The sequence below is a fragment of the Pseudomonas sp. BCA17 genome (assembly GCF_004519405.1).
In the GTDB taxonomy this organism is placed as follows: domain Bacteria; phylum Pseudomonadota; class Gammaproteobacteria; order Pseudomonadales; family Pseudomonadaceae; genus Aquipseudomonas.
In genome coordinates this window covers 1-14,130 of record NZ_SGWI01000006.1, presented here as the reverse complement: position 1 = coordinate 14,130, position 14,130 = coordinate 1, and the positions used below count along the sequence as shown (strand labels likewise).

Genomic DNA, 14,130 nt, shown 5'->3' with positions numbered 1-14,130 from the left:
ATACCTTGGCTGTTTCATTCGCCAGCCACACCTTATTTGTAATGTTCAGAGGGCATAACAAGGACCGATTGTAGCCACGGGCCAGCCCTCTGGCACAAGCCTGGAAATCCACTCGGTGATCGTGTTTTTTTGTGATAGGGTTCGCGCCCTTCGAAAAACAGCCAGTTGTTTTGAACCCGAAACATTTAATGACAAACGGTGCAATCCAGCAGTAATGCGGCCTACACGGACATTGAACCCTTCTTACACATTTTACTCACAGCGTTATCCACAGGTTACTGCGTTGCTAACCCCTCAGAAACGCATTATCTTGTACCTCGGCGACAGACAAGACCCTACATGTGGGGTTTTTGACCCAACCGCCTAACCACACAAGTGGCTCGAAACTCAAGCGCTTTATTTGCTGGCGCAGCGTGGAACCAACAGATTTTCAGTAGACCAAACCGCTCACGCGGATGGCAGCTGTTCTCCATCCCCGACATGGAAAACGGTACGGGTGTTGCAGGAAAAAGCCTGGCACTCGCAATCAAATATAGAACGTGGAGACAACCCCCCATGCAAACCGACACAACTCGCGAGAACCCGCAAGGCTCCGTGCCGCAGGCCGCTGATTCAAACCTGGATCTGTCCGCCACCGCACCAGGCCAACTGCGCGTGATCAAGCGTAACGGCACTGTCGTTCCTTACACCGATGACAAAATCACCGTCGCGATCACCAAAGCGTTTCTTGCAGTTGAAGGCGGCACCGCTGCTGCCTCGTCGCGCATCCACGACACCGTTGCCCGCCTGACCGAACAGGTCACCGCAACGTTCAAACGTCGCATGCCCTCGGGCGGCACCATCCACATCGAAGAAATCCAGGACCAGGTCGAACTGGCCCTGATGCGCGCCGGCGAACAGAAAGTGGCTCGCGACTACGTGATCTATCGTGACTCGCGTGCCAAGGAACGTGCCGTTCGCTCCCCTGCTGAAGAAGCCGCGGTGCAAGCTCACCCGTCGATCCGCATCACCCTGGCCGACGGTACGTTTGCACCACTGGACCTGGGCCGCCTGAACACCATCATCACCGAAGCCTGCGAAGGCCTGGAAGAAGTCGACGGCGACCTGATCCAGCGCGAGACCCTGAAGAACCTGTACGACGGCGTGGCCCTGACCGACGTCAACACCGCCCTGGTGATGACCGCTCGTACCCTGGTTGAGCGTGAGCCGAACTACTCGTTCGTGACCGCACGCCTGCTGATGGACACCCTGCGTGCCGAAGGCCTGGGCTTCCTGAACGTTGCCCAGAGCGCCACCCACCACGAGATGGCCGACCTGTACGCCAAGGCCCTGCCTGCCTACATCGCCAAGGGTATCGAGTTCGAATTGCTGAACCCGGTCCTGGCAACCTTCGACCTGGAAAAACTCGGCAAGGCTATCAACCACGAGCGTGATCAGCAGTTCACCTACCTGGGCCTGCAAACCCTGTACGACCGTTACTTCATCCACAAGGACGGTGTACGTTTCGAACTGCCGCAAGTGTTCTTCATGCGCGTGGCCATGGGCCTGGCGATCGAAGAGAAGCAGAAAGAAGACCGCGCCATTGAGTTCTACAACCTGCTGTCGTCGTTCGACTACATGTCGTCGACTCCAACCCTGTTCAACGCCGGCACCCTGCGTCCACAGCTGTCCAGCTGCTACCTGACGACCGTGCCGGATGACCTGTCGGGCATCTACCACGCGATCCACGACAACGCCATGCTGTCCAAATTCGCGGGCGGCCTGGGCAACGACTGGACGCCGGTGCGTGCACTGGGTTCGTACATCAAGGGCACCAACGGCAAGTCCCAGGGCGTCGTACCGTTCCTCAAGGTAGTGAACGACACCGCCGTCGCCGTTAACCAGGGTGGCAAGCGCAAAGGCGCTGTGTGTGCCTACCTGGAAACCTGGCACATGGACATTGAAGAGTTCATCGAGCTGCGCAAGAACACCGGTGATGACCGTCGTCGTACCCACGACATGAACACTGCCAACTGGATCCCTGACCTGTTCATGAAGCGCGTCTTCGATGACGGCAAGTGGACCCTGTTCTCGCCATCCGAAGTACCGGACCTGCACGACCTGACCGGCAAAGCCTTCGAAGAGCGCTACGAGTACTACGAAGCCCTCACCGAGTACCCAGGCAAGGTCAAGCTGTTCAAGACCATCCAGGCCAAAGACCTGTGGCGCAAAATGCTGTCCATGCTGTTCGAAACCGGCCACCCATGGCTGACCTTCAAGGACCCATGCAACCTGCGCAGCCCGCAGCAGCACGTCGGCGTGGTGCACAGCTCGAACCTGTGCACCGAGATCACCTTGAACACCAACAAGGATGAGATCGCCGTTTGCAACCTGGGCTCGATCAACCTGCCGAACCACATCGTCAACGGCAAGCTGGACACCGCCAAGCTGGCGCGCACCGTCAACACCGCCGTTCGCATGCTCGATAACGTTATCGACATCAACTACTACTCGGTGCCACAGGCGCAGAACTCCAACTTCAAGCACCGTCCAGTGGGCCTGGGGATCATGGGCTTCCAGGACGCACTGTACCTGCAGCACATTCCTTACGGTTCGGACGCTGCGGTCGAGTTCGCCGACAAATCCATGGAAGCGGTCAGCTACTACGCGATCCAGGCTTCCTGCGACCTGGCCGACGAGCGCGGCGCCTACGAGACGTTCCAGGGCTCGCTGTGGTCCAAGGGCATCCTGCCGCTGGATTCGCAACAGATCCTGATCGAAGCCCGTGGCCAGAAGTACATCGACGTTGACCTGAACGAAACCCTGGACTGGGCACCGGTACGTGCCCGTGTGCAGAAAGGTATTCGTAACTCCAACATCATGGCCATCGCACCGACCGCCACCATCGCCAACATCACCGGCGTGTCGCAGTCGATCGAACCGACCTACCAGAACCTGTATGTGAAATCGAACCTGTCGGGCGAATTCACCGTGATCAACCCGTACCTGGTTCGCGACCTCAAGGCCCGCGGCCTGTGGGACTCGGTCATGATCAACGACCTGAAGTACTACGACGGCTCCGTGCAGCAGATCGAGCGCATCCCGCAAGAACTCAAAGAGCTCTATGCGACCGCCTTCGAAGTGGACACCAAGTGGATCGTTGACGCGGCCAGCCGTCGTCAGAAGTGGATCGACCAGGCCCAGTCCCTGAACCTGTACATCGCCGGCGCCTCGGGCAAGAAGCTGGACGTGACCTACCGCATGGCTTGGTACCGTGGCCTGAAAACCACTTACTACCTCCGCGCCCTGGCTGCGACCAGCACCGAGAAGTCGACCATCAACACCGGTAAGCTGAACGCTGTTTCCAGCGGTAACCACGGTGATGATTCGGTTCTCGCGGCTCCAGCCGGACCGGCGCCAGTGCCAAAGGCCTGTGCGATCGACGAACCGGATTGCGAAGCTTGCCAATAAGCTGAGCCGATCCCGGGCTTGAACAGCCGGGGTTGTCCTCTATCCCCGATAGACCCTGGCTGCAGTTGGGTTTATCGGGGATTTTGTTTTTCGGGCTGGCTGATCAGAACAAGACCGTGGCCGTCCCTGCCTTGGGCACCCCGCCTCGCGCGCCCCACAACTCGATCCGTCCGTCGATCACTGCCATTGAGTGGCCGTCATACTCCACCGTTCCCACTTTGCTGCTTCTCAATTCCGTGTCAGACGCGGGCCTGTAACGCCCCTTGAGCCCCAAACGATCCAAACCTTCCCGACTGTCTTCCCCATCGTTCAAGCTGTTCAATGCGGACTGGTAACTGCGCCCGCCAGTGCCATCATTGTTTTCCATTTGAGCCCGCTTAGCGCTCACGGCATACATGAAGTTTGCATCGGTCATCATTTGCGGGTCAGCCCCTCTGAAGCGTGCCTCCTTCGCCGCAAGTTGCAGTTCACCTTTGGACAGATGCAGCTTGAAGCCATCACGCATGGTCACGTCATAACCATCGCCACGTTCCTTGACCTCTTTATACACATCGGTAGGCTTCTGGCCGTACTGCATCATCGCTGCTTTTATCGCGGAAACCGTGATGCAATTGCCGTCCGGCCCCTGACTGAATCCACTCCAGATATTGTCTGGCTTTTTCCCTGGATTGCTGGAGTCCGGCTTGTAGTTGAAATGTTTAGCCCCTTCGGTAATCGACTTGTTGCTCATTGACTCACTGGGCCCGAAATCGCTTCGAGGCACATTTGGGCCACGGCCGCCGCCAGGCGATGCAGGTGACGGGCTTGGGGGGGCATCATCCGTATCCGGAAACCATTCCCTCAACAATCGTTTGAGAAACTCACGAAACTGTGTGGTCGCCTCTTCGCTCAGTTCGTCAATGAGTGCTTTGAATTTCTCATCACCCAGCTTCTCGCGCACGGCATTGAGCTTATCGCGCACATCCCGGGCCGTCTGGGACCTGGAACCTTGCTCAGCGTCAAACAGCTCATTGAGCAGTTTCTTGAGCGCCCCCGCCTCAACAACAGGCGCGACAGGTGCCGACGCCAATTGCTCCACACCGGGCGTTGAACCCGCACGCCCATATCCGACTCCCGACACACCTGAATTCCACATTCCCAAGCCTCTCCATTGAGTAACTGGCCTACTCAGTGGCGATTCAGGACCCAGGCGTTCCACAACACTCCCTTACAGCTGCGCGAGTGATTTCTCACGCAAAAAAAAAGCCCCTCAATCGAGGGGCCTTTTCATGGAGCGCGCCAACCCAGGTACATCACGTCATCTGGATAATGGTCTGCATGATAGTGCTCTGGGTGGAGATGGTCTTGGCGTTCGCCTGATAGTTGCTCTGGGCCTTGATCAGGTCCACCAGCTCGTTGGTCAGGTTGACGTTGGAGCTCTCCAGGGATTTGGACACGATCGAACCCAGGGTACCGGCTTGCGGCGTGTCATAACCTGGCTGGCCAGAGGCGAAGGTCTCTTTCCAGGTCGTGCTGCCAGCGGGCTGCAGGCCTTGCTCGTTGTTGAAGCTGGCCAAGGAGAGCTGGCCGATAGCCTTGCTCTGCTGGTTGCTGAACGTAGCGAACAGCACGCCGTTACCGTCAATGTTCAGGCCGGTGATCTGGCCGGTGGCGTAGCCATCGGTGACCGGGGGGTTACGGTAGGTGGCCGAGTTGTACTGAGTGATGTTAGCCATGTTGATGGCGATCCCAGTCGGGTTGGCCGTCGCGCCGTTTGCCGTCCACACACCATTAGTCACGGTGCCCGGGGTCCAGTTGGCAATGGTCAGCGTAGTGCTGGACGTGCCACCGGTGACAATCCCGGTGAGTTTACCGGAGCCGTCAAAGCTCAATTTCGACGCAACCGGCGGCGTGGAGCCCGTGCCCGTTGGCGCGGTACCGTCAGGGTTACGGCCATCGATCAGGGTGTAGGAGTTCCAGGTGTTGCCGGCCGTCTTCACCAGGTACTGCACCATCGGGTGAGCGTTACCCTGGTTGTCATACAAGGTCGTGGTGTACTGGGTGGTGAAGGTTTCGGACTTGGTCGGATCGAACGGGGTGGCCGTCTGGTCGATCACTGGCGACGACGAGTTCAGGTTGCTTTGGGAGTCCACTTTGGTGGAAGCCTTGGGCGGCAGGTTCGACAGGTTCAGTTGAAGGTCGGTCAGGGCGCCCTTGACGATATTGCCATTGGCATCCGCCGCGTAGCCCTGCAAGCGCGACGTGCCGGTGTTATTGGTGATGTAGCCGTCCTTGTCCGCGCGGAAGGAGCCGTTACGGGTGTATTCCAGCGAACCGTCACTGCCCTTCTGCACAAAGAAGCCGCCGCCCTGGACCGCCATATCCAACAGGCCTCCGCTGCCGACGACATCACCTTGGGTGAACTGCTGGGACACTGCCGCCAGGCTCACACCACTGCCGATGCTGTTCTGGCCAGTACCCAGCTTGGAGGCTGCGTAGATGTCCGCAAATTCCGCACGCGACGATTTGAAGCCGGTGGTCGCGACGTTGGCGATGTTGTTACCGGTCACGTCCAGCTGTTTGTTGGCCGCATAGAGGCCGCTAAGGCCGATGTTAAAAGACATGTTTCTCTCCCTCTGCCGTATTTAGCCGGCTCTATGTACCGATAGTCTGAATTTGCGACAGCTTGACGCTGCCCATGCCACCTGCAAGGTTCAGCAGCATCTCGCCGCCGGTCTTGCTCAATGTCACGCTGGTCACCGTGGCGGGCAACGAAGTCAACAGGGCAGCCGAGTCACCCTGGTCATTCTTGTAGGTGGCGTTAAAGGTGTAGGTGCCAGCAGGGGCAACCTCACCGTTGTCGTTCTTGCCGTCCCAGATAAAGCTGGCATTCCCGGCACTCTGGGCGCCCATATCAATGGTGCGCACCACGGCTCCGTCCTTGTCAGTGATTTTGACGGAAACGTTACCGGTGGCTGCCGTCACCGCTACCGAGCCGGTCATGCTCTTGCTGGTATCGACGGTGGCTTTGTCGGTCTGGGTGATGATCGAGCGCCCGACCAACGACGATGCCTGCAGCGCTTGCGACGAGCTGAAGTTGCTGGAGATCGCATTCACCGAGTCATTCAGGGTATTGATGCCTTCCAGGCTGCTGAACTGGGCCAATTGCGCCACGAACGCGCCGTTGTCCTGGGGCGACAGTGGGTCTTGGTTTTTCAGTTGGGTCACCAGCAGTTGCAGGAACGCGTCCTTGCCCAGCGACTGATTGCCCGTTGCAGCCTTGGCAGCGCTATCGAGGCTGCTGTTGTTCGTCGCGGTATTGACCTTGGAATTGAACAGGTCCTGAACCGGCGTATTGGCTGAATTAGTGGTATCAACAATGGCCATTATTTGGCGCCCCTTATCACTGACCCAGGGTCAGGACCTTCTGCATCATGGTTTTGGCGGTGTTCATCATTTCCGCATTGGTCTGGAACGAGCGGCTGGCGGAGATCATGTCAGCCATTTCCTCGACCACATTGACATTGGGGTAGTACACGTAGCCCTTTTCGTTCGCAGCCGGGTGGTTGGGCTCGTAGCGGGCCTCAAGGTTGCTCTGGTCTTCGACCACACCCAGCACCTGCACACCGGAGCCGGCAGCGTCCTGGTTTTGAAACAGCGAATCACTGCCGTTACCCTGGCCACCCTGGAACATAGTGGCGAACACCGGGTGACGGGCGCGGTAGGTCTGGTCAATGCTCGAAGACACGGTCTCGGCGTTGGCGATGTTACTGGCGACGGTGTTCAAACGCGTGGTCTGCGCGCTCATGCCACTGCCGGCAATATTGAAAACACTGGACAGGGACATGGCTTATTCTCCACGCAGGGCTGACATCAGCCCTTTGAATTTACTGTTGAGCAGGGTGAAGCTGGCCTGAAAGTTCACCGAGTTCTCGGCATAGGCCGATTGCTCCAACTGGGCGTCGACGGTGTTCTGATCGATCGACGGTTGCATCGGGGTGCGATACAGCAACGCCTCATCACCACTGCTCAGACCTTGTGCTTCGATATGCCGGCTATTGGTCATATTCAAGGCAAAGGTGCCATTCTTGGTTTTGTCTTGCTGTGCAGCGAGCACAGCAGAGAAATCCAGATCCCGGGCTTTGTAATTCGGGGTATCGGCGTTGGTAATGTTGTTGGCCAGGACTTCAGCACGCTGGGCGCGGAAGCCCAGGGCTTGTTCGTGAATACCGAGCGCTTTATCGAAGCTGATGCTCATGGCGGAAACCTTTAGGCTGACCTGCTTTTCGTATCTGGGTTATAGCAAGGCTCATGCCAATTCTCCGAATCCCCGTATTTCAAGGGTTTGCGGGATGTTGTCCAGCGGCAATGCCAGAAAAGCGGCAACGGGTTTCCGTGTAGAGCCAGTAAAGCGGCAATGGGGGTTGCCGCTTTGAGGCGAAAAAAATGGGAGGCCTTTGCGGGGCCTCCCATTTTTATTCAAAGGTGCATCACTTTGCCTGGTAGATGATCCCAGGACTGCATTGCACCATCTGGTAATGATCGGGCAAACCGTTCAACGCTTCCGAGGCCCCGAGGAACAGGTAGCCGCCACGCTTGAGCGTGCCATGGATGCGCAACAGGATGTCTTTCTTCACTTCGGCCGAGAAATAGATCAGCACATTGCGGCAGAACACCATGTCGAACTTGCCCAGGCTGGCATAACTGTCGAGCAGGTTGAACGAGCGAAACTCCACCCGGTTCTTGATCGGCGGCTTGATCGCCCAACGCCCTGCCCCTTTCGGTTCGAAGTAACGTTGCAGGCGCTCCTGAGAAAGCCCACGGCCCAGAGCCAGGCTGTCGTATTCGCCCGTCTTGCAGTTGGTGAGCATGGTACCGGACAAATCGGTGGCAACAATTTGTGCCCCCGCCTTCAACTGGCCGATGTTGGTTCGCTCAAATTCATCGATGGACATCGAGATCGAATACGGTTCCTGCCCCGACGAACAAGCCGCCGACCAGATGCGCAGGCGCTGGCCCGGACTGGCCTTGATGGCCTCGGGCAGCACTTTGCTCTTGAGCACCTCAAAGGGGTACGTGTCGCGAAACCACAAGGTCTCGTTGGTGGTCATCGCATCGACCACCATTTCCTTGAGCCCACTGCGCGGCTGTCCCTGGATGCGCTGAACCAATTCGCCCAGCGACTTGATACCCTGCTGCTCCATCAGCTTGTTGAGACGGCTGGATACCAGGTACTGCTTGTTTTCACCGAGCAATATGCCACAGGCCTTTTCCAGGAAGACCCGGAACTGTTCGAAATCCAAATTACCCGTAGACAATGATACCGCCTCTTAAATCGTGTGACCGCCAGGGGGGAATGTCCCCCTAGCCATGATCTGCTGCCTTGATCCGGTCGACTACCCGGGATGCCAGGTCATCAGGACGAAATTTGGCCAGGAAGTCATCAGCGCCGACTTTCTTGACCATTGCCTGATTGAATACACCCGACAATGAAGTATGCAGGATGATATGCAATTTTTGCATGCGTGGATCGCTGCGTATTTCAGCCGTGAGGGTATAGCCATCCATTTCCGGCATCTCGATGTCGGAAATCATCATCAGGAACTCCTCCTCCGGCTTCTTGCCCTCATCTACCAGGTTACGCAGGTAATCCAGAGCCTGGCGACCGTCATTGAGCGCCACAACATCTACGCCGACGGTTTGCAGGCAGCGAGTGACCTGCTTGCGCGCGACCGAGGAGTCATCCACGGTCAATACACGCAGGGACACAGCCTTGTGCGCGGTTTCAGCATCCACCACGCCTACCGAGATGGCTTCCGAGGTCGGCGCCACTTCGGCAAGAATTTTTTCCACATCGATGATTTCCACCAACTGGTTATCAACCCGCGTCACTGCCGTGAGGTAGTGATCGCGCCCGGTCCCCTTGGGCGGCGGATGGATCTCTTCCCAGTTCATGTTGACGATACGTTCCACCGAGCGCACCAGGAAACCCTGAGTCTTGGTGTTGTATTCCGTGATGATCACGAACGGGCTTCCACGGTCTTGCAAACCAGTGGAGCCCGTGGCCAAGGCCAGATCAAGAATCGGGATGGTCGCCCCGCGGATATTGGCCACGCCACATACCACCGGACTGGACTTGGGCATGATCGTCAATTTGGGACACTGCAACACTTCCCGCACTTTAAATACATTGATGCCATATAGCTGGGTGCCGTCGAGGCGAAAAAGCAACAACTCCAGGCGATTCTGCCCTACCAGCTGTGTACGCTGGTTTACTGAATCCATTACACCTGCCATGCCTGCACTCCTACGCTAAAACCTTGGGCCATACCTACAGGGCAGAGCGCCCCTAACACTAAACGGCACGAGCTTTGCTATTTATTGGCCATGGACATTAAAACGACAGTTTCCCGACACCTCCGCCTTCGCTACCGCAGATTGCTCTGCGTCACGATGGTATTGCTTGCCTTGACGGCAGGCGCCACGGCCCGGGGTGATAACGTCACATTGCCTGATCTACTTATCGGCGTCACGCAGGGCTTTCTTGAGTTCACTGTAGAAGATTATCTGGCAACCACACAAACGCCGGGACGCTACGAGATCCAAGTCAATCAGTTAGACCCTCGCCTACGCATGCCGATGTGCGACAAAGAATTGACTGCAACCTTGGAAAGCCCTGCCCAGCCTATCGGTCGTGTCACGGTCAAAGTGCGCTGTGAAGGCACTTCGCCCTGGACGGTATTCGTGCCGGCTCAAGTCAAATTGTTCCGTGATGTCGTAGTGGTTACGCGCCCGCTGAAGCGGACCGGCATCATCGGTTTCGAAGACGTTGCCCTGCGCGAACGTGATATCAGCCTGATCAACCAGGGGTATCTCACATCGGTAGATCAAGCCATCGGGCAGAAATTGACCCGACCAATGGTCACCGATCAAGTCATCACCTTGGTCCACCTGGAACAGGCCGAGGTGATCCGCAAGGGGGATCAGGTGGTGATTTCCGCCAGCAGCGGCGCGCTGACTGTAAAAATGCCGGGGGAAGCATTGTCCAACGGTGGCATGAGCGAGCAGATTCGCGTCAAGAATCTCAACTCCAACCGTGTGATCAAGGCGCAAGTGACGGCGCCGGGACAAGTCGAGGTGGCTTTATAGAGTTCACTGGCATAGGACGCATGCTTTTCCTACACTATGCGCTGAACCTCCGAGCATCGAGATTTATTGTCAATCGCGCCTAAAGTTTATTTGGGTATGGCCGAAAACATGGCAAGCGTCCAAATACCCAGAGGTTTTTTATCATGGTCATTGATTTCAGTCGTTTGAATAACACCCCGGCTTTACCCGGCTCTACGCGCACCGGCGGCGCAAAGGACAGCGTGGAAGCCAAGTCCCAGCCTGCTCCCACCAAGGCAGAGCAGACTGGTGCCAGCCAAAGCGGGGAATCGGTACACCTGAGCAATGAGGCTCAACAGTTGCAGAAGGTCACTGACTCGCTGCGCGATCAACCGGTTGTCAATAAAGCCCGTGTGGCCGAGTTGAAACAGGCTGTCGCAGATGGCAGCTATAAAGTCGACAGCAACCGTGTAGCCAGCAAACTGCTTAACTTCGAAGCCGAGCGCTAGGCAAAGGCCTGCGCTGGGCTTTTGGACGCTTAAAACCCAAGGCCAGCCATGCACCACGACGAACATTTGCTCCAACTGATCATTGATGATCTGGCGCCGACGCAACATTTGCTCGAGTTGCTCAAAGAAGAATCCCTGGCCCTGTATGGCCGGGATATGCCCTTGCTGGAAGAAATCCTGGCGCGCAAACAATCGCTGATTGTGCTGCTTGAACAACACGGCAAGAAGCGCAGCGAAATTCTTATCAGCCTGGGCCTCCCAGCTGATCACGACGGCCTCGCTCAGCTGGCCAGTCACTCTTCGGTCGGCGACCAACTACTGACGCAGAGCAGTGCGCTCAATCAATTGCTCGCACAGTGCCAGGAAGCCAACCTGCTCAACGGTCAGTCGATCCAGCTTCAGCAAGCCACGACCGCCAATCAGTTACGTATACTCCACGGCGGGGAGCCGCCGGCTCTCTACAATGCCCAAGGTTCCACCTCGCGGCTGGTCAAACCGAGCACCCGCAGCCAAGCCTGAGGCCGGTTCACCGCGCGACCTATCCAAGGCACGCCACATACTGGCAAAATGCCCTTTCTTGCGTGTAGTCGTATTTTGTCTGGAGATGGAAGAACCGTGTTCAACGCCCTTAATGCGGAAGATGCCCCGCAGCCACCGAAGGTCCTCACCACGCCTCTGGAAATCGCCGGCACTTTGCGAATGCTGCAGGAAAGCCATGATCCACTGATCATTACCTTCCACGAACGCAGCCAGCGCTTTCAAAGTTACCTGGTAGACGTTGACCGGGACAGCAAGACGCTGGCCCTGGACGAAATGATTCCCCGCGATGGTGAACGCTATCTCGAGAATGGCGAACCCTTCCGTATTGAAGGCTTCCATGACGGAGTGCGGGTTGCCTGGGAAAGCAGTGGTACGCTCGTCATCAGCGAGAAAAGTGGCCACCGCATTTACACCGGCAGCATGCCTGACGAAGTGGTCTACCATCAGCGACGCAATGCCTTCCGCGCAGCGTTGAAGCTGGCGCAGTTGGTGAGTATCGAGCTGGGCGGCGAGAAGCTCAAGGCACCGATCAGTGGCAAGCTGCTGGATATTTCTGCTACCGGCTGTAAGCTGCGCTTTGAAGGCGACATATCCGAGCGCCTGCAACTGGGGCAGGTCTATGACCGTTTCGTCGCCGCCCTGCCCTTTGGCAGCATGAGCACCTCCGTCGAACTGCGTTATCTGCACTTCGAAGACAAGATCAATACCACCTTCGCCGGCGTGCGCTTTCATAACATGAGCGGCCTGGTGCAGCGCCAGGTAGAACGTTTTGTGTACCAGCTACAGCGTGAAGCGCGGCGCTTCGACAAGGATGACGATTTTTAAGCCTTCGTAAGGCGCGTCAAAAAAACGGGCAGATCCTTAGGGGATCTGCCCGTTTTTACATTCAGGGGCGCGCCTTGCTCAGATGATGAGGGTGATCATCCGGGTCTCGATGCTCCGGCGGAGTATCAGCTGCTACCTCTTCAATCGGTGCTTGCGGACCGGCTTCAGAAACGGGCTCCGCTGCGGCGGTTTGCATCTGCTCCTGCACCACAGCCTCATCGACGCGCGGATCGAGTGCAGCCACCAATGGTGAACTGGACATGCTGTCAGGCATTGCCACGTGATGCAGCGGGGCATCATCAACCTGATGCAGGTTAGTCACTGCCTTCGGCCGGATACGCCAGACCAGAATCAGCGCGCACAGGCTGAAAAACGCGTACAGCATATGGCTGCCGAACACCTTCATCACTACCCCCGCCAATAGCGGCCCGACGCTGGCACCAATGCCGTAGGTGACCAGCAGCATAGCTGTCAGCGATACCCGGCGATCCCCTTCTACATGGTCATTGGAAAAGGCCACGGCCAGTGGGTACAGGCAGAACTGCACCAACGAACACAGGAATCCCGCTACAAAAAGCACTTCCAACGGTACTTGCGTCATGATCGCCAGCGGTAGAGCAGCTACCGCGAGGCACAAAGCGAAACAGCGAATCAATAATGCGCGGTCATAACGGTCCGATAACCAGCCCAACGGCCACTGCACCACCAGACCGGCAAAAATGCAGCAGCCCATGAACAAACCGACCTGCTCGGTCGTCAACCCCTGCTGGGATGCGTAGAGCGGCGCCAAGCCGTAAAAGGAGCCCACAATCAAGCCTGCTCCCAACACGGTACTCAGCGACTGGGGCACACGCTTGATAAAGAAGCGCGGCTCCATCGGCGCCGGATGTAACGGGGCGGGGTGAATACGTCGAGTCATGGCCACCGGCACCAGGCACAAGGCAAAACACAACGCCACCAACATCAACAGCTCCAGGCCAAGCTGGGGATGCATCACGAGAATCAACTGGCCCAATACCAAGCCCAGGTAGGAAGCGATCATATAACCGCTGAACACCACGCCGCGCTGCTTGGCGTCCGCCTGCTCGTTCAGCCAACTTTCGATGACCATGTACTGACACATCATCCCCAGGCCTACGATCATCCGCAGCACGATCCAGGCCGGCAACCAGTTGATCAGCCCGTGACCCAGCACAGCAGCACCGACAATTCCGGCGCAAGTGGCATACGCACGAATGTGCCCGACGCGGGCAATCAGGCGATGCCCGATCTTGCCACCCAACACCAGGCCAAAATAGTTGGCCGCCATCAATGCACCTACCCATAGGCTATCGACATGGTCAGCGGCCAGGCGCAACGCCAGGTAAGTACTGAGCAAGCCGGAGCCGATCAGCATCATCAAGGAGGCGAAATAAAGGGCTCGAAAAGATTTCCAGATTTGGCGCATCGGCGTTCCGAGCGGCTCCTTGCGGTAAGGGATAGGGTTATCGGCATGATAGTCCGGGGTGACTGTGCCCGGACAGGCGGTATGGGCTGTTTCCGTAGATTATTTTGCTTACAAGCTCAGACGCAGCGTCACAGTCTCAAAGGTACATAACGATACTGAAAAATATGCAGCGCACTATTAGAGTGGAGCTCAGCCGCAAAAATTCAGCGGCGAGGTAGTTGAAGTCCGAAGGCACAGTTGCATTGAAGGCAACCTCGATGAGGCCCCTCGCAT

13 protein-coding genes are annotated in these 14,130 nt (G+C 57.2%); 5 read left to right on the top strand and 8 right to left on the bottom strand.

What is annotated here, in order from left to right:
* The first annotated feature begins 555 nt into the window (after positions 1 to 555).
* Complete coding sequence (locus EXW71_RS20845) at positions 556 to 3,450, top strand: ribonucleoside-diphosphate reductase subunit alpha (protein ID WP_123718885.1); 2,895 nt, start codon at positions 556 to 558, stop codon at positions 3,448 to 3,450.
* Positions 3,451 to 3,553: 103 nt separating this feature from the next.
* Here EXW71_RS20845 and EXW71_RS20840 read toward each other — a convergent pair whose 3' ends face one another.
* The 7 genes from EXW71_RS20840 to EXW71_RS20810 all read right to left on the bottom strand — a co-directional run bounded on the left by EXW71_RS20840 (position 3,554) and on the right by EXW71_RS20810 (position 9,726).
* Positions 3,554 to 4,585: a hypothetical protein gene (locus EXW71_RS20840; RefSeq protein ID WP_256657152.1), complete on the bottom strand. Its 1,032-nt coding sequence runs from the start codon at positions 4,583 to 4,585 to the stop codon at positions 3,554 to 3,556.
* Positions 4,586 to 4,742: 157 nt separating this feature from the next.
* Positions 4,743 to 6,053 carry a flagellar hook protein FlgE gene (flgE, locus tag EXW71_RS20835; RefSeq protein ID WP_134661276.1) on the bottom strand — a complete coding sequence of 437 codons (1,311 nt, stop codon included), beginning with the start codon at positions 6,051 to 6,053 and terminating at the stop codon, positions 4,743 to 4,745.
* A 31-nt stretch (positions 6,054 to 6,084) separates the two neighbouring features.
* Entirely contained in the window at positions 6,085 to 6,816 is a 732-nt protein-coding gene (gene flgD / locus EXW71_RS20830) for a flagellar hook assembly protein FlgD (protein WP_134661275.1), read from the bottom strand.
* Between the two features lie 16 nt (positions 6,817 to 6,832).
* Positions 6,833 to 7,276 (bottom strand): flagellar basal body rod protein FlgC, encoded by a 444-nt coding sequence (gene flgC / locus EXW71_RS20825; RefSeq protein WP_060756328.1) that lies wholly within the window; start codon positions 7,274 to 7,276, stop codon positions 6,833 to 6,835.
* A 3-nt stretch (positions 7,277 to 7,279) separates the two neighbouring features.
* Entirely contained in the window at positions 7,280 to 7,687 is a 408-nt protein-coding gene (gene flgB, locus EXW71_RS20820; RefSeq protein WP_060756329.1) for a flagellar basal body rod protein FlgB, read from the bottom strand.
* A 232-nt stretch (positions 7,688 to 7,919) separates the two neighbouring features.
* Positions 7,920 to 8,747 carry a protein-glutamate O-methyltransferase CheR gene (cheR, locus tag EXW71_RS20815; RefSeq protein WP_123718882.1) on the bottom strand — a complete coding sequence of 276 codons (828 nt, stop codon included), beginning with the start codon at positions 8,745 to 8,747 and terminating at the stop codon, positions 7,920 to 7,922.
* Positions 8,748 to 8,793: 46 nt separating this feature from the next.
* Positions 8,794 to 9,726 carry a chemotaxis protein CheV gene (locus EXW71_RS20810; RefSeq protein ID WP_134661274.1) on the bottom strand — a complete coding sequence of 311 codons (933 nt, stop codon included), beginning with the start codon at positions 9,724 to 9,726 and terminating at the stop codon, positions 8,794 to 8,796.
* Between the two features lie 90 nt (positions 9,727 to 9,816).
* On the opposite strand from EXW71_RS20810, the gene flgA reads away from it, so the two are divergent.
* The 4 genes from flgA to EXW71_RS20790 all read left to right on the top strand — a co-directional run bounded on the left by flgA (position 9,817) and on the right by EXW71_RS20790 (position 12,410).
* On the top strand, positions 9,817 to 10,578 hold the full coding sequence (gene flgA / locus EXW71_RS20805) for a flagellar basal body P-ring formation chaperone FlgA (protein WP_134661273.1): 762 nt from the start codon (positions 9,817 to 9,819) through the stop codon (positions 10,576 to 10,578).
* A gap of 143 nt (positions 10,579 to 10,721) precedes the next feature.
* Positions 10,722 to 11,045, top strand: coding sequence for a flagellar biosynthesis anti-sigma factor FlgM (gene flgM, locus EXW71_RS20800; protein ID WP_123718879.1), 324 nt, complete (start codon positions 10,722 to 10,724; stop codon positions 11,043 to 11,045).
* Positions 11,046 to 11,093: 48 nt separating this feature from the next.
* Positions 11,094 to 11,564: a flagella synthesis protein FlgN gene (locus tag EXW71_RS20795; protein WP_123718878.1), complete on the top strand. Its 471-nt coding sequence runs from the start codon at positions 11,094 to 11,096 to the stop codon at positions 11,562 to 11,564.
* A 96-nt stretch (positions 11,565 to 11,660) separates the two neighbouring features.
* The gene (locus tag EXW71_RS20790; RefSeq protein ID WP_123718877.1) at positions 11,661 to 12,410 is read left to right on the top strand and encodes a flagellar brake protein; all 750 of its coding nucleotides are present in this window, start codon (positions 11,661 to 11,663) and stop codon (positions 12,408 to 12,410) included.
* A gap of 61 nt (positions 12,411 to 12,471) precedes the next feature.
* Here the strand turns inward: EXW71_RS20790 and EXW71_RS20785 are convergent, their stop codons facing one another.
* A complete protein-coding gene (locus tag EXW71_RS20785; RefSeq protein ID WP_134661272.1) occupies positions 12,472 to 13,857 on the bottom strand; it encodes an MFS transporter in 1,386 nt (461 codons plus the stop codon).
* Positions 13,858 to 14,130: the final 273 nt, after the last annotated feature.

What these genes read in the sequence shown, in the direction of transcription:
- flgA (WP_134661273.1), top strand. Translation starts at nt 9,817, where the DNA reads ATGGACATTAAAACGACAGTTTCCCGACACCTCCGCCTTCGCTACCGC.
- EXW71_RS20795 (WP_123718878.1), top strand. Translation starts at nt 11,094, where the DNA reads ATGCACCACGACGAACATTTGCTCCAACTGATCATTGATGATCTGGCG.
- flgE (WP_134661276.1), bottom strand. Translation starts at nt 6,053, where the DNA reads ATGTCTTTTAACATCGGCCTTAGCGGCCTCTATGCGGCCAACAAACAG.
- flgM (WP_123718879.1), top strand. Translation starts at nt 10,722, where the DNA reads ATGGTCATTGATTTCAGTCGTTTGAATAACACCCCGGCTTTACCCGGC.
- EXW71_RS20785 (WP_134661272.1), bottom strand. Translation starts at nt 13,857, where the DNA reads ATGCGCCAAATCTGGAAATCTTTTCGAGCCCTTTATTTCGCCTCCTTG.
- flgB (WP_060756329.1), bottom strand. Translation starts at nt 7,687, where the DNA reads ATGAGCATCAGCTTCGATAAAGCGCTCGGTATTCACGAACAAGCCCTG.
- flgD (WP_134661275.1), bottom strand. Translation starts at nt 6,816, where the DNA reads ATGGCCATTGTTGATACCACTAATTCAGCCAATACGCCGGTTCAGGAC.
- EXW71_RS20845 (WP_123718885.1), top strand. Translation starts at nt 556, where the DNA reads ATGCAAACCGACACAACTCGCGAGAACCCGCAAGGCTCCGTGCCGCAG.
- EXW71_RS20810 (WP_134661274.1), bottom strand. Translation starts at nt 9,726, where the DNA reads ATGGCAGGTGTAATGGATTCAGTAAACCAGCGTACACAGCTGGTAGGG.
- flgC (WP_060756328.1), bottom strand. Translation starts at nt 7,276, where the DNA reads ATGTCCCTGTCCAGTGTTTTCAATATTGCCGGCAGTGGCATGAGCGCG.
- EXW71_RS20840 (WP_256657152.1), bottom strand. Translation starts at nt 4,585, where the DNA reads ATGTGGAATTCAGGTGTGTCGGGAGTCGGATATGGGCGTGCGGGTTCA.